Below are 17,687 nucleotides of genomic sequence, written 5' to 3'. Positions count from 1 at the left end.
TACGATTTTCGCTTTTGTGTCCTTGGTATTCTCGCTATCAATGAGTAGATCAAACTTTTGGCGAAAAAATTGCGAGAAATTGTTTCTGGAGCGCATAAATACGCACTCCAGCTCTCGACGACGCGGGATGTGATGCCTATTATGCATAGGTTTCGGATTATTCATGGGGGAGAGAGCATGCGCTCAGCATTTTTGGTAGGGTGTGCCGCATTATTGTTGTCGGCATGTAGCAGTGAGCCAGTCCAGCAAGCAACGGCAGCCCACGTGGCGCCGGGAATGAAAGCGGCGATGTCCAGTTCTGGTCAGGCCAACTGCGCAATGATTGGCGGTTCGCTGTCTGTCGCCCGCCAGCTTGATGGTTCTGCTATTGGGATGTGCGCCTTGCCAAACGGCAAACGCTGTAGTGAACAGTCGCTTGCCGTTGGAAGCTGCGGTAACTACTGATTATTCTGCACGCTTAAACATCAGCGTTTTATCGGCTGTCGCCAGCGTTAACTGGTCCTCAGTCAGGTCGACCTGCGCCCCTTTGCGCAGCATGTCGCCGATGGCCTGATCCAGCTCATTCAGCTGCGGTTGAGTACAGAGCTTGCGCGTCATGGCCAGCGTTTTAACCTTAAGCTCGCCTTCGGACAATTTCCCCTGTCCGTTGAAGCGGTTACACATCTGGCCAGAAACGCTGATGTTATTAACCAGGCTGATATCTGGCAGCGCGCTAAAACCGATCTCAGGTTGCGTTGTCGCGGTCTTCACGGCCTTACCGTTCACATTTTCCAGCACAAAGCGGTGGTTTTTAAGTTGCTCCGGCTGTACGGAGGCTTTACCCGGATTAACGCACCCGGTAAGGACAAGACTAATAACACTTAACGCGATGAGCTTTTTCATTTTTCTTCTCAAACTATAAATACTGTGAATCTTTTCCAGTGTAACGATACTCTGCCGTGCGTTAATGGGGTTTATCTGAAAGTGCGGGGGGAAGTACCGGGCAACGCAGCGGTTGCCCGGAATGGCGTTAATGTGATTTAAACCCTGCCGCCGTCATCAGCATACGGAAGAGCATACTGACAGCAGCCAGCGCCAGTACGCTGCCGCCCCAGATAATGGCCAGCCACAGTAATCTTTTCCAGACCGGTTGTTGCATCAGTGATAACCCTCCCCATGCTGAACTTTGCCGCGAAACACGTAGTAGCTCCAGAAGGTGTAGACCAGAATAACGGGAATGATCAACAGCGCGCCCACCAGCATAAAGCCCTGGCTTTGCGTCGGGGCGGCGGCCTGCCACAAGGTGATCGACGGTGGAATAATATGCGGCCAGATGCTGATCCCAAGACCGCTAAAGCCGAGGAAGATTAGCCCCAATGTCAGGATAAACGGACGGCTATGGCTGTCGGGATTATTCAGGCAGCGCCACTGGTACAGGCTAAAAATCACCACCAGGGCAGGGACAGGCAGCAGATAAAACAGATTCGGCAGCGTAAACCAGCGCGCAGCGATGGCCGGTTGCGCCAGCGGCGTCCAGAGGCTTATCGCCGCAATAAACGCCAGCAGCACGATTAACAGCGTTTTCGAAACCTCACGCATCCGCTGCTGCAGCGCGTTTTCGCTTTTCATCACCAGCCAGGTAGAGCCTAACAGCGCATAAGCCACCACCAGCCCCGCGCCGCAAAACAGGTTAAATGCGGTAAACCAGTCAAAGGGGCCGCCGGTATAGGCCCGACCGGTGACGGTAAAGCCGTTAATGACGGCGCCTACCGTCACGCCCTGGGTAAACGTTGCCAGAATCGAACCGCCTATAAACGCCTTATCCCAGAAGGGGCGGTGGGCCGGCGTGGCTTTAAAGCGAAACTCAAATGCCACCCCGCGGAAAATAAGTCCGATCAGCATTAACGTCAGCGGAATGGTGAGAGCATCAACGATCACCGCATACGCCAGCGGGAATGCGCCGAACAGGGCGGCTCCGCCAAGCACCAGCCAGGTTTCATTTCCGTCCCAGACCGGCGCGACGCTGTTGACCATCACGTCGCGATCGTCGGCGTTCTGCGTTGCCGGGAACAGAATACCGATCCCCAGATCAAAACCGTCCATCACGATATACATCAGCGTGGCAAAGACGATTATGACAAACCAGATAATGGAAAGATCGATACCCATTATGGCTGCTCCTTATGTTCAGTTGTGACGGCAGAAAGCGGGCGCGCCGGACGTCCGTCGGACTCGGTGGCGAATGATTCATGCGGCTGCGGGCCTTTTCGGATGAGGCGCACCATATAGCTGTAACCCACGCCGAATACCGAGGTATAGACGACGAAGAAGGCCAGCAGGCTCACGCTCATGTGAAGGTCACCGTGGGCAGACACCGCATCCTTCGTTCGCTGGAGTCCGTAGACCACCCACGGTTGGCGGCCCACTTCGGTGGTGACCCACCCGGCCAGGATGGCAATCAGCCCGGTTGGCCCCATCAGCAGCGCAAACCACAGGAAAGGGCGCGACGAATACATGCGTTTTTTGTAGCGCAGCCAGAGTGCCGTCACCCCAAGCAGCAGCATCAGCATGCCCAGGCCCGCCATAATGCGGAATGACCAGAAGACGATGGTGGAATTCGGACGGTCTTCCTTCGGAAACTCTTTGAGGGCCGGAACCTGTTTATCCAGGCTGTGCGTCAGAATAAGACTCCCCAGCGCCGGGATCTCCAGCCCAAAACGGGTGCGCTCCTGTTCCATATCCGGCCAGCCAAACAGCAGCAGTGGGGTAGGTTCACCCGGCGGATTTTCCCAGTGGCCTTCAATGGCGGCAATCTTGGCGGGCTGGTGTTTTAAGGTATTCAACCCGTGCATATCGCCAACCATGGCCTGGATGGGGGCGACAATCAGCGTCATCCACAGCGCCATCGAAAACATCGCGCGGATGGCAGGGGTATTATTGCCGCGCAGCAGATGCCATGCCGCCGATGCGCCCACAAACAGGGCGCTACTCAGGAATGCGGCTATCGACATATGCAGCAGGCGGTAAGGGAAGGAGGGGTTAAACACCACGGCGAACCAGTCCACCGGCACGACCTGACCGTTGACGATCTCATAGCCCTGCGGGGTTTGCATCCAGCTGTTCGATGAGAGGATCCAGAAGGTGGAGATAATGGTGCCCAGCGCCACCATACAGGTGGCGAAGAAGTGCAGACCCGGCCCGACCTTGTTCCAGCCAAACAGCATCACGCCGAGGAACCCGGCTTCAAGGAAGAAGGCGGTGAGCACTTCATAGGTCAGCAGCGGGCCGGTAATGCTGCCCGCAAACTGTGAAAATCCGCTCCAGTTGGTGCCAAACTGGTAGGCCATCACCAGCCCGGAGACCACGCCCATGCCAAAGTTGACGGCAAAAATCTTCGACCAGAAATGGTACAGCGAGCGCCAGACCGGATTTTTTGTTTTCAGCCACAGCCCTTCGAGTACGGCAAGATAGCTTGCGAGACCAATGGTGATGGCCGGGAAAATAATGTGAAAGGATACGGTAAACGCAAACTGTATCCGTGCAAGGTGAAAAGCATCTAAACCAAACATGCACAGCCTCAATGTCAAACGGTGTGCTGTTATGGTATAGGGGCAACGTTCGGACTATCAGAGGCAGAAAAGTGATTTTTAACCATAACAGTTGGCATAAATCTCATGCTTTAGCCATCTGATATACCTCGCGAATGAGGAATAAAAACAGTATTTTTATGAATTTTACGCATAAAACTGCTTGCCTTGTCGTCTGCGCCGTGCGTTAATGGTCTTCTGGTTTTGAGTCCAAATAAATATCTGACGTAGTTTTATAAAGCAGTTCTCATCACGTTGTGCCTCTCCGCAGCCTCTCTTGGGTCTTTATCTACTTTCCGATTCGTTTTGTTTAAAACCATTATTGCCCAATCGGCCCATTAGTAATTTACGTTTTACGTTTCAGGAGAATCCTATGACTTCTTATATCCATTTTCGCTGCCCATGCTGTCATGGCTCGCAGTACCGTACCTCAGTCTTTGATATGTCTGAGAAAAACCCACTCGGCGCGAAATGCATCTTTTGCAAATCGTCGATGATTACGCTCGATCACCTGGCCGCTGCGCGTCAGGCGCAAAGCCACGTTACCGAGTACCGTAAGTAATTCATTTCACGAACTATAACAGTTAGCTAAATCTTCTCTTTTTCTCCTGCTGATATACACTGTCGGTCATAAGGAGAATCTGATGAAAAAATACCAGCGTCTGGCGCAACAAATTATCTCGCAGATTGAGCTTGGCGTATGGCTGCCGGGCGATAAGCTGCCTTCGCTGCGAGAGCAGGTGGCAAGCAGCGGTATGAGTTTTATGACCGTTGGCCACGCGTATCAGATGCTGGAAAGTCAGGGGCGCATTGTCGCCAGACCGCAGTCGGGCTATTACGTTGCCTCGCGCCCGACCGCACAACAGCCTGCTCCACCTGCCCAGGTGATGCGTGACGAAGTGGTGGATATTAACACCTACATCTTCGACGTCTTACAGGCCAGCCGCGACCCGTCCGTTGTTCCTTTTGCCTCCGCGTTTCCCGATCCCCGACTTTTCCCGCTGCAGCAGCTCAACCGCTCGCTGGCGAACGTCAGCAAAACCGCGACGGCGATGAGCGTGATCGAGAACCTGCCGCCGGGTAACGTCGATCTCCGCCACGCCATTGCCCGTCGCTACGCGCAGCAGGGGATGAACATCTCCCCGGAAGAGATCGTGATCACCGCAGGCGCGCTTGAAGCGCTCAATCTCAGCCTGCAGGCGGTGACCGAGCCGGGTGACTGGGTGATAGTCGAGAACCCGTGTTTCTACGGCGCGCTGCAGGCGCTGGAACGCCTGAAACTCAAAGCGTTATCGATTGCGACGGATGTCCGCGAGGGGATTGACCTGAATGCCCTTGCACAGGCGCTGAGTGAGTACCCGGTTAAAGCCTGCTGGATCATGACCAACAGCCAAAATCCGCTTGGCTTCACGCTGAGCGCGGAGAAAAAAGCGCAGCTTGTGGCGCTGTTAACGCAGCACAATGTCCCCCTGATTGAAGACGATGTCTACAGCGAGCTCTATTTTGGCCGCGAAAAACCGCTCCCGGCGAAAGCCTGGGATCGTCAGGACATGACGCTGCACTGCTCGTCCTTTTCAAAATGTCTGGTGGCCGGTTTTCGCATCGGCTGGGTTGCGGCAGGAAAACACGCGCGACGCATTCAGCAGCTGCAGCTGATGAGCACGCTCTCAACCAGTTCTCCCGTGCAGCTGGCGCTGGTGGATTACCTGGCAACCAAACGCTACGACGCCCATCTGCGCCGCCTGCGGCGGACGCTCGCCGAGCGTAAGCAGCAGGCCTGGCAGTCTCTTCTGCGCCATATGCCTGCCGGTGTCAAAATCCACCATAACGACAGCGGCTACTTTTTATGGCTGGAGCTTCCGGCGCAGTTGGATGCGGGGCTGTTGAGCGAAAAAGCCTTAACGCACCACATCAGCATTGCCCCCGGAAAGATGTTTTCCACCTCTGACGCATGGACACCGTTCTTCCGGTTTAATACCTCCTGGGCCTGGGGAGAGCGAGAAGAACAGGCGGTTGTTCAGTTAGGAAAATTAATTAGCGCGATGCTGGAATAAACTTTTCTGCGTTATTTAAATAATCAATTCTTATCCTGATGACGGCACGGCGAATATTTCGCGGTGTCCTGTCATAGGAAATCTGCATACCGTCTCTCGCGGCTAACTCCTTGTCTATAATCCAGTTAACGGGGAATGCGCCCTCTGTCACACCTTGATGAAATTTCCTGAAGCCGTACGGTGCGGCGCATTTGCGCGGTCTACGTTTAATAAGGGAGATATTTTTACGGCACGGCTGCCGCTAAATTTCATTGCGACAGGAGTAACTCTTATGAGCAAAAATTTTGCCCGCAGCAGCCTGTGCGCGCTCGGCATGACTATCATGACAGCGCAAGCCGCAGAACCACCAAAGGCCATTGGCGACGGGGAAGGTCGGCTGGATATTATCGCCTGGCCGGGATACATCGAACGCGGACAGACCGATAAAAATTATGACTGGGTCACCCAGTTTGAAAAAGAGACCGGGTGTGCGGTCAACGTCAAGACGGCGGCCACGTCGGATGAAATGGTCAGCCTGATGGCAAAAGGGGGATATGACCTGGTTACCGCCTCGGGTGACGCCTCCCTGCGTCTGATTATGGGCAAACGCGTTCAGCCCATTAACCCCGACCTCATCCCCAACTGGAAAACCCTCGACGCGCGGATTGTGAAGGGGGAATGGTTTAACGTCGGGGGCAAGGTCTACGGCACGCCGTATCAGTGGGGGCCAAACCTGCTGATGTACAACACCAAAACTTTCCCGACGCCACCGGACAGCTGGAGCGTGGTCTTTACCAAACAGGATCTGCCGGACGGTAAAACCAACCTGGGACGCGTGCAGGCGTACGACGGCCCGATTTATATCGCCGATGCCGCGCTGTTCGTCAAAGCCACGCAGCCGCAGTTGGGTATCAAAGACCCGTACCAGCTCACCGAAAAACAGTATGCCGCCGTGCTCAAGGTGCTTCGCGACCAGCATGCGCTGATCCACCGCTACTGGCATGACACTACCGTCCAGATGAGCGACTTTAAAAATGAAGGCGTCGTGGCCTCCAGCGCCTGGCCGTATCAGGCGAATGCGCTTAAGGCTGAGAACCAGCCCGTTGCTACCGTCTTCCCGAAAGAGGGAGTGACCGGCTGGGCGGACACCACCATGCTGCACGCGCAGGCAAAACACCCGATGTGCGCCTACAAATGGATGAACTGGTCGCTGACACCTAAAGTTCAGGGCGATCTGGCGGCATGGTTTGGCTCCCTGCCCGTGGTTGCAGAAGGGTGTAAGGCCAGCACGCTGCTGGGTGATAAAGGCTGCGAAACAAACGGTTATAACGAGTTCGACAAAATCATGTTCTGGAAAACCCCCATCGCCGAAGGCGGCAAGTTTGTCCCTTACAGCCGCTGGACGCAGGATTACATCGCCATCATGGGCGGTCGTTAATTGCCCGGGAGCAGAACATGACGTACGCGGTAGAGTTTAACGATGTTTCCCGTCTGTACGGCGACGTACGGGCGGTGGATGGGGTCACCATTGCTATTCGTGACGGAGAATTTTTCTCCATGCTGGGGCCTTCGGGCTCCGGCAAAACCACCTGCCTGCGTCTGATAGCGGGTTTTGAACAGCTGTCAGGCGGCACGATTTCTATCTTCGGCAAGGAGGCGAGCGAACTGCCTCCCTGGGAGCGGGATGTGAACACCGTCTTTCAGGACTACGCGCTGTTTCCGCATATGTCGATCCTCGACAATGTCGCCTACGGGCTGATGGTCAAAGGCATCGACAAGAAAAAACGCCATGCACAGGCCCGTGATGCCCTGGAAAAAGTGGGTCTGAGCTTTGCTGTTGCCCGCAAACCTTCGCAACTTTCCGGCGGCCAGCGACAGCGTGTCGCCATCGCCCGCGCGCTGGTCAATGAGCCGCGCGTCCTGCTGCTGGACGAACCCCTGGGTGCGCTCGATCTCAAACTGCGTGAACAGATGCAGTTCGAGCTGAAGAAGCTTCAGCAGGAACTCGGTATCACCTTTATTTTTGTCACCCACGATCAGGGCGAGGCCCTTTCCATGTCAGATAGGGTGGCGGTGTTCAATAACGGGCGCATCGAGCAGGTGGACACCCCGCGCGATCTCTACATGCGTCCGCGCACGCCGTTTGTCGCCGGTTTTGTCGGCACCTCTAACGTCTTCGATGCGGGTCTTGCGCAGAAAATATGCGGCATGGAAGGCAGCTATTCCCTGCGCCCGGAACATATTCGCCTTAATGAGGGCGGAGACGTTCAGGTTCAGGGCATCGTGCAGGCCGTTCAGTATCAGGGGGCGGCCACGCGGCTGGAGCTGAAGCTCGCCGATGGCGCCAAACTGCTGGTGAGCCAGGCTAATCTCAGTGAATCCTCGCCGCTGAGCGGCATTGCGCCGGGGCAGGCCGTCACGGCGTCGTGGTCACGCGAGGCGATGATTCGCCTGCACGAGGAAAGGTGAAATGGATATGAGTGTCGCGCATCCTCCCGCCTCGCGTGGCCGGTTAAGCCGCATGACGGCGCTGTTCTGGCGTAAACCGTCGCTCGGCCTGTTCCTGCTTCTGCTCGCGCCGCTGATGTGGTTTGGCATCGTCTATTTAGGATCGCTTCTGACCCTGCTGTGGCAAGGGTTCTACACCTTTGACGATTTCACCATGGCCGTCACGCCGGATCTGACCCTGGCGAACATTCAGGCGCTTTTCAACCCGGCCAACTACGACATCATCCTGCGCACGTTAACGATGGCGATTGCGGTGACGATTGCCAGCGCCATCCTGGCATTCCCGATGGCGTGGTACATGGCGCGATACACCCACGGCAAGTGGAAAGCGTTTTTCTATATCGCTGTGATGCTGCCAATGTGGGCGAGCTACATCGTCAAAGCCTACGCCTGGACGCTGCTGCTGGCGAAGGACGGGGTGGCGCAGTGGTTTCTTAGTCATATGGGGCTGGAGCCGATCCTGACCTCACTCCTTACGATCCCAGCGATTGGCGGCAACACTTTGTCCACCTCCGGGCTGGGACGGTTTCTGGTCTTCGTCTACATCTGGCTACCGTTTATGATCCTGCCCGTTCAGGCGGCGCTGGAACGCCTGCCTGTCTCGCTATTGCAGGCCTCCGCCGACCTCGGCGCGCGTCCTCGCCAGACTTTTCGCTATGTCGTTCTGCCGCTGGCAATTCCGGGTATTGCGGCAGGTTCAATCTTCACGTTTTCCCTGACGCTGGGTGATTTCATCGTTCCTCAGCTGGTCGGCCCGCCGGGCTACTTCATCGGTAACATGGTCTACTCGCAGCAGGGTGCCATTGGCAATATGCCGATGGCCGCCGCGTTCACGCTGGTGCCCATCGTATTGATTTCACTCTATCTGGCGTTCGTGAAACGTCTGGGAGCATTCGATGCACTCTGAACGCGCACCGCTGTTCCTGAAAGTGGCAGCGTGGGGAGGCGTCATCTTCCTGCACTTCCCGCTGCTGATCATCGCGACCTATGCCTTTAACACCGAAGACGCGGCCTTCAGCTTTCCGCCACAGGGGCTGACGCTGAAGTGGTTTAGCGTGGCGGCGGGGCGCGGCGATATCATCGAATCCGTGACGTTGTCACTTCAGGTTGCTGCGTTGTCCACCGCCATTGCCCTTGTGCTTGGCACGTTTGCTGCAGCGGCGCTGTGGCGAAGCGAGTTTTTTGGCAAGAATGCGATCTCACTGTTGCTGCTGTTGCCGATTGCGTTGCCGGGGATCATTACCGGTCTGGCGCTGCTGACCGCATTCAAAACGATTGGCCTTGAGCCGGGGTTTTTCACCATCGTGGTGGGACACGCCACCTTTTGCGTGGTGGTAGTGTTTAACAACGTGATTGCCCGGTTCAGACGCACCTCCTGGAGCCTGGTGGAAGCGTCAATGGATCTCGGGGCCGACGGATGGCAAACCTTCCGCTATGTGGTGCTGCCCAATCTGGGTTCCGCGCTGCTGGCCGGGGGAATGCTGGCGTTTGCCCTGTCGTTTGACGAGATAATCGTCACAACATTTACGGCGGGACACGAGCGCACGTTACCGCTGTGGTTGCTCAATCAGCTCGGCCGTCCGCGCGACGTGCCGGTCACTAACGTCGTAGCACTGCTGGTGATGCTGGTGACAACCATCCCCATTCTGGGAGCCTGGTGGCTAACCCGCGACGGTGAGAACATCGCCGGCAGCGGGAAATAACAGTGAATTCAACAGGAAAATGCTATGCAAACACAACTGCTGATAGAGGGAAAACTGGTTACCGGAGAGGGAGAAAAACAGCCGGTCTATAACCCGGCCACTGGAGAACGCCTGCTGGAGATTGCTGAGGCGTCAGCGGCTCAGGTCGACGCGGCGGTTCAGGCGGCCGACCGTGCTTTTGTGGAGTGGGGACAAACCACACCGAAAACCCGCGCCGAGTGCCTGCTGAAGCTGGCGGATGCGATTGAAGCGCATGGGGAGGACTTTGCCCGGCTCGAATCCCTCAACTGCGGCAAGCCGCTGCACTGTGCTCTGGGTGATGAAATTCCGGCGGTGGTCGACGTTTTCCGTTTCTTCGCCGGAGCCGCCCGCTGTCTCAACGGGCTGGCCGCCGGGGAGTACCTTGACGACCACACGTCTATGATCCGCCGCGATCCGGTGGGCGTAGTTGCCTCTATTGCGCCCTGGAACTACCCGCTGATGATGGCAGCCTGGAAACTGGCGCCCGCGCTGGCGGCAGGGAACTGCGTGGTGATTAAGCCCTCAGAGATCACGCCGCTGACCGCGCTGAAGCTGGGAGAACTGGCAAAAGATATCTTCCCGGCAGGCGTTCTGAACGTCCTGTTTGGCCGGGGGAAAACGGTCGGCGATCCGCTTACCGGGCATGAAAAAGTCCGAATGGTCTCGCTGACCGGTTCGATTGCTACCGGGGAACATATCATCGGCCATACGGCGCCCTCTATTAAACGCACCCACATGGAGCTGGGCGGTAAAGCGCCGGTTATTGTCTTTGATGATGCCGACCTGGATGCGGTTGTAGAAGGGGTGCGGACGTTTGGTTTCTACAATGCCGGACAGGACTGTACGGCGGCCTGTCGTATTTATGCCCAGAAAGGCATTTATGCCGCGCTGGTGGAAAAGCTTGGCGCAGCGGTCGCCAGCCTTAAAATGGGGGCGCCGGAGGATGCCTCTACCGAACTGGGCCCCCTCAGCTCGGCGGCTCATCTTTCACGCGTCTGTCAGGCTGTCGATGACGCGAAAGCGCTCCGCCATATTCGCGTTGTCACTGGCGGGAGCAAAAAAGAGGGGGCAGGCTACTACTTCCAGCCAACCCTGCTGGCGGGGGCAAAACAGGATGACGCCATCGTTCAGCGCGAGGTGTTTGGCCCGGTGGTAAGCGTCACCGAATTTGACGACGAGGCGCAGGTGCTGGCCTGGGCGAACGATTCGCAGTATGGACTGGCGTCATCGGTCTGGACCAAAGACGTGGGCCGCGCCCATCGTCTGAGCGCGCGCCTGCAGTACGGCTGCACCTGGGTGAATACCCATTTTATGCTGGTGAGCGAAATGCCGCACGGCGGCATGAAATTATCCGGCTACGGCAAAGATATGTCGGTCTACGGGCTTGAGGATTATACGGTTGTCCGGCATGTGATGATCAAACACTAATCCCGTCATGCCTGGTCGCATTCGCGGCCAGGCGTTCGCCACGCCCGCCATGAGTGTTATGCAAGATACTCAATTGTTATTATCCATGAATTTTAAGTGGTTATTCTGTAACGAAAAAACTTGATCTGTATCAACATATGACGCATATTGCGTGCGGTTATTTTTTCGGCTCTGGTATACAGAATGACGTTGTATCAAAAGATGTTGGTTTTCTACGCAATCATGGCTTCCATCTGCGCATTAATTACCTGGTTCCTCTCCAAAGACCGCAAACGTATCCGCCTGCTCAGCGCTTTCCTGGTGGGGTCAACCTGGCCAATGAGCTTTCCCGTTGCGCTGCTGGTCTCGCTTTTCTGAAGCACGCTTCCATTTTTAAAAGATGAATATGGCATTCCAGATACGATAACTGTATAAATACACAGTGCATCGTAAAAGGAGTGCTTATGAACAGTTTTTACTCGCAGCAGGCCGGTTGCACCGTGCGCTGGCATGACCTGCCCGGCACCGGCGATCCCGTGGTGTTTATTCACGGGCTGGGCTGCGCCTCTTCCTATGAATATCCCCGTGTCGTTCATGACCCGCTGTTTGGCGCGCGCAGAGCGATTCTCATCGATTTGCCCGGCAGCGGCTACAGCGACAAGCCTGAGCACTACAGCTATAAAACCACCGACCAGGCGCACGTTGTGGCAGAACTGATTGACCACCTTAAGCTTGATGCCTTCTGGTTATACGGCCACAGCATGGGCGGGAGCATCGCTATCGAAACGGCGGGGCTGCTGGCCACGCGCGTGAAGGGGCTGATGGTGTCAGAGCCCAATTTTCATGCGGGAGGGGGGATGTTCAGCCGGTCTATTGCAGCGCAAACCGAGCAACAGTTCCTGAACCAGGGCTATGACGCCATGCTCAGCGCGGAAAAAACGGCGTGGGCGGGATGTCTGCAAAGCAATGCGCCGTATGCCGTCTGGCGCGGTGCATCCGGCCTGGTGGCGGGCGTTGAGCCGGAATGGGACGCGCAGTTCCTGTCACTCCCTTGCCCGGTAACGTTGATTTTTGGCGAGCTGTCCCTGCCGGATGACGATGTGGATACTCTGAAGCAAAAGGGCGTTGAGGTGAAAATTATCCCTGCGGCGGGGCATTCAATGTCGTGGGAAAACCCGTCTGCGCTGGCACAGACGTTAGCCGGGTGTATGACGATGTGATTATTGTGCAGTTTATTATCGTTGCAAAATGTAGGCCGGGTAAGCGCAGCGCCACCCGGCAACAAGGGCGGCTACTTTATTAAAGCCTGTAGTGCCTGACGTGCCTCAGGCTGAACATCATGCGGATGCTGGTAATCAATGTTCTCTATCGCGCGGCTATAGAGGGCGACCAGCCAGTCGTAAACGTACGCGGTGGCCGCATGCACAGGCTGTTCCCCCAGGCGCGTCAGACGAGGCTCGGCGCTGCTGACCACGGGCGTGACGAAGATGGCCTGGCCCTTGCGGATGCGGCTTGCCGGACGTACCGCCACGGGCGTCTGGTCGTAACCCAGCCAGCCAATGAAATTGCCCATCACGGCATGCAGTTGCGCCGCGCTACTTTTATCCGCTTCGACGATACGCTGAAGCTGTTGAGGCAGATCAAGCCGGTAGCTGGTGACCACCAGGACATCCGCGATTTGCTGTAACACCGCAGGTTCCAGCCCAAGACGGGCTGCCGCGGCCTCATTGCGGCTCCACTGACGCAGATGATTTATCCAGACTCTGTGCGCCAGTCGCGCTTTGTCTTTTGTCTGGAACCGGCCGTTGCTTTCCTGCGCATTCTCGGCAAACAGGTCAATGGTGTCCGTAAACAGCCCGTTCACCTGCTCCTCGCGAGGCTGCTGAACGGCGAGCAGCGTTTCAAAGGCTTTCAGCGGCGGCAGCAGGCCTTCAAGCAGTTCGCCGTGGCGGGCGGCGCTGTTTTGCAGCGTGCGCACCATGTTTTCGGCCTGAGCACGTCTTGTCTCCGGATCCTCAACCAGCGGCGCCAGATAGCTTTGCATCAGCGATAAGAGCTCCTGTCGCAGCAGGCCATTCAGCGTGCTGAGACGCTTCTGTCGCTGCGCGGGCAGCGTGGCCTGAGAGAGCCACTCAATGACGCGCTGCATGCTGTGGCTGTCCAGCGCCTGCAGCGTGCCCCAGCGTAAACCCGGTTTCCCGAGCAGATGCTGTACGGCTTCATCGAGATTCTGCCGGGTGGTAAAGCGGGCGTCATGGGGGGTAATCGCCCACACCAGACCCGGAAGGGCAGACTCTTCAGCAGGCTGCGTCTCCTTCACCCAGTTCATCAACACTTTTGCTTTTTTGGCCGTCTGTTCGTGCTGCGCCGTCGCATTACAAATTACCAGCACATCAGGCTGAAGCTGTTGACGGTAATGCTCGAGCAGCCACTGGGATTTCGCCTGGCGTAGCGGGTCGGCACGGTTATCTTCAAAAACCGGAATATCAATAATATCGACGTTATCGAGCGCGCCGTTCTCAACCGGCAGCACCAGCTCGCGGGTCAGGAAGGCCAGCACATCGACGGGGATACTGATGGCGTTAAGCATTTCACCGCTATTCAGCGGATGAAGCAGCGTCTCCTGCGCGTCCTGAAGGTCTAACGTGCCGTCGTGCGTCAGGAATCCTTCACCCGGCAGCCCAAAGCTGTCCACCAGCAGGCTAAGCGGGGCAGCAAGCTCACCGGCATGGCTGGTCTGGTGCAGCACATGGGCCAGTTTTAACCACTGCTGGGTCAACTCCTGCTGCTCGCCCCACAGCAGCGACCAGACGCTGGCCCGCGTGCTGAGATCGAGCGATGGCACCAGTTGGGCAAATTCATGCCACAGGGCATCATCAATTTGCTGTTTCGCGACGGGTACGGTGCTTTGCCAGAAGCGGGCAATCGCACCCACTTCCAGAGCCGTGATGCCGGGCACGCCCTGCGGCTGGCGCAGCCCGCGCCATTTCTCCAGACGTGTCTCTATGACCGCCTTATCCACGGCGCGCATCTGCGGATGGAGGGTCGTGCGGGCAATAAACAGCTGTACCAGCTCGGCCTCGGTGACCAGACGCAGACGCAGCGGGAACGCCTCATCGGCCACCTCCGGGTTATCCCGGGTGAAGCGGACGGCCATGTTGGTCAGGGCATGTCCCGGATTGATATGCGAAAAATAGTCAAAGGTGCGCTGGCCCGGCGTCACGTTCAGGCGTCCATTACCGCTGCCGCACAGAGACAGCAGCAGGTGTGCTTTCGCGCTCTGCGAATGACCGTACAGCCCAATGCTGCTCTGGCGAGTCATGGCGCGTTCAATGGCCTGCTCCCGCGCCTGCGCCGCGTTGATGCGAGCAAGCAGGGCGTCAGCATCGTTATCCAGCACAGGGGCGTTCAGGCGCGTCTCATTAATCCACCCGATTAAGGCCTGAGTGGTGGTCGTCGTCGCTGTCATTTCAGGTATACGCTCCCGCTGTCGATCCAGTAGTGGCTACCGCTGTGTCGGCGATCGGCCAAGGTATTCAGTTTGAAGGTTAATGCGTCAGGTGCAACCGGCGTGCCGTCCTGCAGCCAGGCATCGCTCAGCTCGAAGGCCTCCGGGCCTTCCTGCTTGCTGCCGCCGCAGAGTTTGAGGCGCACGTTCAGCACGCCGTCACCGGCAATGGCTTTCGCCAGTTCAGCCGAGTTAATGCTGAGCGTGTAGAGCGGCGTGGCAGGCCAGCGCGCGTTCGCCAACTGGCGGAAGCCGAGGGTGACGTTACCGCGCAGCGGGAAGTGCAGACGCGCGTCGAGCTTCGCGCCGGGTTTATCAAGATCGATATCCTGATACCAGACGTTTTCCTCGCGCAGGGTATTGACGGTGTTATCCAGTACGCCGAGATACCGCACGGTTGAATACGCGCCAATGTCCGCGGCTTTAAAGTTGAAGCGCGGCAGACGCAGGTCGAGCGCCAGGCTACAGAGCATGGCCCCCACCGCGGCTGTCGATTTTGGATTGCCAATGCGCCCCTGCTGGCTGAACGGATACCACTCGTGCACCTGGTATTTATCCAGCCAGACGATGCGATTGACCGGCACCGGCTGCAGATGACGAATCAGCGCCTGAACGCCCGGCAGGCAGCCGGGGCGTCCGGTGATCAGCAGAATATCGCAGCTGTAATGGGATATCGCTTCACACACCGCGTGGAGCGGTGAGGCCAGCGTAAACTGCCCGGCCAGCATCGCATCCTGCATTTCGCGGAAATTCACATGCAGCGGCACGGCGAACAGGTCAAACGCGTCTGAACCCGCAGGCAGTGCATGATCGATCGCCTGCTGCAGGTAATTCATCACGTTGCGGGTCGGTTTCTGCGACAGGAGATCGCCAAAGGTGGCATGCAGACCGGCCAGCGGATCGTCAACGTCGCTCGATTCCCACGCGGCAAGAATGGCATGGCCAATCGACATAAAGAGCTGAAGCGCCGTTTGCTGGCGGAGTACGGCCTGGGTATCAATGCGCCCGGAGTCGCCGAACAGCGAAGCCATTAGCAGCGAGGCGTCCGCGATGCCGGATTTCTGCAGCTGCGTTTGCAGGGCAGGCAACACGTAGCGCTGAATCACGTCCAGAAGCGTATCGTCACCCGCGACTTTAAAGCCTTCACGGAACAGCAGCTGCGGGGTGATCTTAACGTTATTGCCGGAACCGTCATCCAACTGATAATGGGTGATCGCCATATCCGTTGTGCCGCCACCGATGTCGATGGAGGCAACGCGCAATGCGCGACCCGGCTGGCTACCCGGCTCAGGCTCGCGGTCCGGGCGGGCCAGGGAGGCGAAGAAGGCTTCGGTCTGACCGCCAAAGCGGGAGATCGCTTCGTTATACAGCCAGACCAGTTGACCACAGCTGGCTTCATCCCACTCCATCTGGATTTCAGGAACTGGCACCACGCTCTTATCCTGCTGCTTGCGGGTGACAAAATCCTCATCCTGCGGGTGCCAGCCCATCGCTTTCCAGACGATGGCGATGGCTTCAAACATGCGGCGACGGAAAATCTCGCGCTCCTGCTTCGGCATGGCCGAGGGCAGCGTCAGGATCAGGGTGCGCAGCTGGCGTGGCGACGCCGGGAAGCCCAGACGCAGGCGCGTGGCGACGCTGTTGATCTGCCCCAGCGCCTGCGCCAGCAGCTCGCACAGCATGTGCGTCATCAGGGTGCTGCGGCTGTACTGCGGCGAGAAGACCGGCAGCCGCTCGTCCTGCGGTAGCGTGAAGAGCGGCTCTCCGTCATCGTTCATCAGGTTCATCAGCGGAAATGCGGTGGCAAGCGGTTCACGCTGGGTTTTGCTGTTCATCTGGCTAAAGCGCCAGTCCTGTACAACCGGCGTTTCATCCCACAGGTAGCGGCGCGGGCTGGAGATGCCGCTGTTGCCTTCGGTCCCCAGACGCTGCATCGCCAGCTTGCGGGCTTCATCGCCCACGCGGACAATCGACGGCCAGACAAAGGCATCTTCGCGACCGCTTTCAACCGAGAAGTGCTGTTTGCCAAACCGCGCTTCCGAAAACTCGAGACGGCTGGTGAACAGCGGCTCGTTCAGGAATTGCGGCTCGCTTAACGAGCGTACCTGCAGCTCGGCGGTCTGGCGCAGTCCATCGTTAGCGTCGCCGTGGTCTTCAATAATAACGCCGCAGGTGTGGGTATTGCCCACGTCGAGGATCAGGTCGACCGGAATGGCAGGGGTGCTGAGCGTATGGGTAACAAATTTCACTTCCGGCACGGTGAGTTGTTCACCGAGCATGGTCATCAGGTTGAGCCAGTGGGCCTGATATTCAAAACCGCGCATCGCCAGCTGGAGATCGCGTTCTGAGCGGTTTTCAACGCCGTCGGCATACTGGGTAAATGCCTCGCGCAGCCAGCCGTCAATCCAGGTCTGGTCGAGGAAACTTTCAATCTCATTGTCTCGCCAGGCCAGCGCGAAACGGGTCCCGTTCAGAATATCGTTTTCAACCGGGGACAGGGCAGACGTGGCGTGTTCAGCAATCTGGCTGTCAAGAGCGAGAGTGACGCGGTGCGTATTGCCTGCCGTATCGGGTGTATCCAGCCTGCGCACCTGAACGCGGGCCCAGTTATCCGGCCCCTCAACAAAGGTTCGCGGTGGGTTGAAGCGCAGGAACGGAACCGGAAGCCAGACGCCGTCCAGCACCGTCAGAGACTGATGCAGCGGGATGGTGGTTTCCGGTTTGACCACTTCAGGCTGCCCGCCGTTCGTCCCCGGCACGGTATAACGCCCGTTGACCAGGTCGAAATCGAGTCGCAACAGCGGGCCGTTCGCGGTTTTACGTACGAAGCGCCCGTTGCTGGCGGTGTCCTGCGGCGTCAGACCGAAATCAAGGAACTGCACGCCGCTGTTGGCAATAAGCGTGACGCTTTGTTTATAGTCGCAAAGATTAACCAGCATAG

The 17,687-nt window shown here is 57.4% G+C and carries 16 protein-coding genes; 10 read left to right on the top strand and 6 right to left on the bottom strand.

From position 1 onward, the window contains the following. The first annotated feature begins 177 nt into the window (after positions 1 to 177). Positions 178 to 444, top strand: a complete 267-nt coding sequence (locus V1566_RS15395) for a DUF333 domain-containing protein (protein ID WP_032658293.1) — start codon at positions 178 to 180, stop codon at positions 442 to 444. On the opposite strand, the gene hslJ is transcribed toward V1566_RS15395, so the two are convergent. The 4 genes from hslJ to V1566_RS15375 form a co-directional block, all read right to left on the bottom strand. Continuing rightward, positions 445 to 882, bottom strand: a complete 438-nt coding sequence (hslJ, locus tag V1566_RS15390) for a heat shock protein HslJ (protein ID WP_395303892.1) — start codon at positions 880 to 882, stop codon at positions 445 to 447. A gap of 127 nt (positions 883 to 1,009) precedes the next feature. After that, positions 1,010 to 1,138, bottom strand: coding sequence for a DUF2474 domain-containing protein (locus V1566_RS15385; RefSeq protein WP_008501283.1), 129 nt, complete (start codon positions 1,136 to 1,138; stop codon positions 1,010 to 1,012). Continuing rightward, on the bottom strand, positions 1,138 to 2,148 hold the full coding sequence (gene cydB, locus V1566_RS15380) for a cytochrome d ubiquinol oxidase subunit II (RefSeq protein WP_148241787.1): 1,011 nt from the start codon (positions 2,146 to 2,148) through the stop codon (positions 1,138 to 1,140). The genes V1566_RS15385 and cydB overlap by 1 nt, the downstream gene beginning before the upstream one ends. Next, positions 2,148 to 3,548: a cytochrome ubiquinol oxidase subunit I gene (locus tag V1566_RS15375; RefSeq protein ID WP_395303891.1), complete on the bottom strand. Its 1,401-nt coding sequence runs from the start codon at positions 3,546 to 3,548 to the stop codon at positions 2,148 to 2,150. Before V1566_RS15375 ends, cydB begins: the two co-directional genes overlap by 1 nt. A gap of 391 nt (positions 3,549 to 3,939) precedes the next feature. Here V1566_RS15375 and V1566_RS15370 point away from each other — a divergent pair, with 391 nt between their 5' ends. The 9 genes from V1566_RS15370 to V1566_RS15330 all read left to right on the top strand — a co-directional run bounded on the left by V1566_RS15370 (position 3,940) and on the right by V1566_RS15330 (position 12,458). Then, a complete protein-coding gene (locus V1566_RS15370; protein WP_023335881.1) occupies positions 3,940 to 4,128 on the top strand; it encodes a hypothetical protein in 189 nt (62 codons plus the stop codon). Between the two features lie 82 nt (positions 4,129 to 4,210). Next, the gene (locus tag V1566_RS15365; protein ID WP_395303890.1) at positions 4,211 to 5,620 is read left to right on the top strand and encodes a PLP-dependent aminotransferase family protein; all 1,410 of its coding nucleotides are present in this window, start codon (positions 4,211 to 4,213) and stop codon (positions 5,618 to 5,620) included. Between the two features lie 271 nt (positions 5,621 to 5,891). Beyond that, positions 5,892 to 7,037: a putative ABC transporter substrate-binding protein YdcS gene (gene ydcS, locus V1566_RS15360; RefSeq protein WP_395303889.1), complete on the top strand. Its 1,146-nt coding sequence runs from the start codon at positions 5,892 to 5,894 to the stop codon at positions 7,035 to 7,037. Positions 7,038 to 7,054: 17 nt separating this feature from the next. Next, positions 7,055 to 8,068: an ABC transporter ATP-binding protein gene (locus V1566_RS15355; RefSeq protein WP_395303888.1), complete on the top strand. Its 1,014-nt coding sequence runs from the start codon at positions 7,055 to 7,057 to the stop codon at positions 8,066 to 8,068. A 7-nt stretch (positions 8,069 to 8,075) separates the two neighbouring features. Then, on the top strand, positions 8,076 to 9,014 hold the full coding sequence (locus tag V1566_RS15350; RefSeq protein WP_395305998.1) for an ABC transporter permease: 939 nt from the start codon (positions 8,076 to 8,078) through the stop codon (positions 9,012 to 9,014). Next, the gene (locus tag V1566_RS15345) at positions 9,004 to 9,810 is read left to right on the top strand and encodes an ABC transporter permease (RefSeq protein WP_395303887.1); all 807 of its coding nucleotides are present in this window, start codon (positions 9,004 to 9,006) and stop codon (positions 9,808 to 9,810) included. The genes V1566_RS15350 and V1566_RS15345 overlap by 11 nt, the downstream gene beginning before the upstream one ends. Before the next feature lie 24 nt (positions 9,811 to 9,834). Then, entirely contained in the window at positions 9,835 to 11,259 is a 1,425-nt protein-coding gene (patD, locus tag V1566_RS15340) for an aminobutyraldehyde dehydrogenase (protein ID WP_395303886.1), read from the top strand. Between the two features lie 183 nt (positions 11,260 to 11,442). Continuing rightward, complete coding sequence (locus tag V1566_RS15335; protein WP_013096478.1) at positions 11,443 to 11,616, top strand: GhoT/OrtT family toxin; 174 nt, start codon at positions 11,443 to 11,445, stop codon at positions 11,614 to 11,616. Positions 11,617 to 11,702: 86 nt separating this feature from the next. After that, positions 11,703 to 12,458, top strand: a complete 756-nt coding sequence (locus V1566_RS15330; RefSeq protein ID WP_395303885.1) for an alpha/beta fold hydrolase — start codon at positions 11,703 to 11,705, stop codon at positions 12,456 to 12,458. 71 nt (positions 12,459 to 12,529) lie between these two features. Here the strand turns inward: V1566_RS15330 and V1566_RS15325 are convergent, their stop codons facing one another. Together V1566_RS15325 and V1566_RS15320 are read right to left on the bottom strand one after the other, a co-directional pair. Beyond that, positions 12,530 to 14,707 carry a virulence factor SrfC family protein gene (locus tag V1566_RS15325; RefSeq protein ID WP_395303884.1) on the bottom strand — a complete coding sequence of 726 codons (2,178 nt, stop codon included), beginning with the start codon at positions 14,705 to 14,707 and terminating at the stop codon, positions 12,530 to 12,532. Then, entirely contained in the window at positions 14,704 to 17,685 is a 2,982-nt protein-coding gene (locus V1566_RS15320; RefSeq protein WP_395303883.1) for a virulence factor SrfB, read from the bottom strand. The genes V1566_RS15325 and V1566_RS15320 overlap by 4 nt, the downstream gene beginning before the upstream one ends. Positions 17,686 to 17,687 lie beyond the last annotated feature (2 nt).

The sequence above is a fragment of the Enterobacter sp. ECC-019 genome (assembly GCF_043974075.1).
Lineage (GTDB): Bacteria > Pseudomonadota > Gammaproteobacteria > Enterobacterales > Enterobacteriaceae > Enterobacter > Enterobacter asburiae_D.
This window is presented reverse-complemented; position numbering and strand designations above follow the sequence as displayed.

Bases quoted from the DNA above. Each gene is read 5' to 3' on its own strand.
- V1566_RS15350 (WP_395305998.1), top strand. From the start codon at position 8,076: ATGAGTGTCGCGCATCCTCCCGCCTCGCGTGGCCGGTTAAGCCGCATG.
- V1566_RS15375 (WP_395303891.1), bottom strand. From the start codon at position 3,548: ATGTTTGGTTTAGATGCTTTTCACCTTGCACGGATACAGTTTGCGTTT.
- V1566_RS15320 (WP_395303883.1), bottom strand. From the start codon at position 17,685: ATGCTGGTTAATCTTTGCGACTATAAACAAAGCGTCACGCTTATTGCC.
- cydB (WP_148241787.1), bottom strand. From the start codon at position 2,148: ATGGGTATCGATCTTTCCATTATCTGGTTTGTCATAATCGTCTTTGCC.
- patD (WP_395303886.1), top strand. From the start codon at position 9,835: ATGCAAACACAACTGCTGATAGAGGGAAAACTGGTTACCGGAGAGGGA.
- V1566_RS15355 (WP_395303888.1), top strand. From the start codon at position 7,055: ATGACGTACGCGGTAGAGTTTAACGATGTTTCCCGTCTGTACGGCGAC.
- V1566_RS15325 (WP_395303884.1), bottom strand. From the start codon at position 14,707: ATGACAGCGACGACGACCACCACTCAGGCCTTAATCGGGTGGATTAAT.
- V1566_RS15335 (WP_013096478.1), top strand. From the start codon at position 11,443: ATGACGTTGTATCAAAAGATGTTGGTTTTCTACGCAATCATGGCTTCC.
- V1566_RS15395 (WP_032658293.1), top strand. From the start codon at position 178: ATGCGCTCAGCATTTTTGGTAGGGTGTGCCGCATTATTGTTGTCGGCA.
- V1566_RS15330 (WP_395303885.1), top strand. From the start codon at position 11,703: ATGAACAGTTTTTACTCGCAGCAGGCCGGTTGCACCGTGCGCTGGCAT.
- hslJ (WP_395303892.1), bottom strand. From the start codon at position 882: ATGAAAAAGCTCATCGCGTTAAGTGTTATTAGTCTTGTCCTTACCGGG.
- ydcS (WP_395303889.1), top strand. From the start codon at position 5,892: ATGAGCAAAAATTTTGCCCGCAGCAGCCTGTGCGCGCTCGGCATGACT.
- V1566_RS15365 (WP_395303890.1), top strand. From the start codon at position 4,211: ATGAAAAAATACCAGCGTCTGGCGCAACAAATTATCTCGCAGATTGAG.
- V1566_RS15370 (WP_023335881.1), top strand. From the start codon at position 3,940: ATGACTTCTTATATCCATTTTCGCTGCCCATGCTGTCATGGCTCGCAG.
- V1566_RS15385 (WP_008501283.1), bottom strand. From the start codon at position 1,138: ATGCAACAACCGGTCTGGAAAAGATTACTGTGGCTGGCCATTATCTGG.
- V1566_RS15345 (WP_395303887.1), top strand. From the start codon at position 9,004: ATGCACTCTGAACGCGCACCGCTGTTCCTGAAAGTGGCAGCGTGGGGA.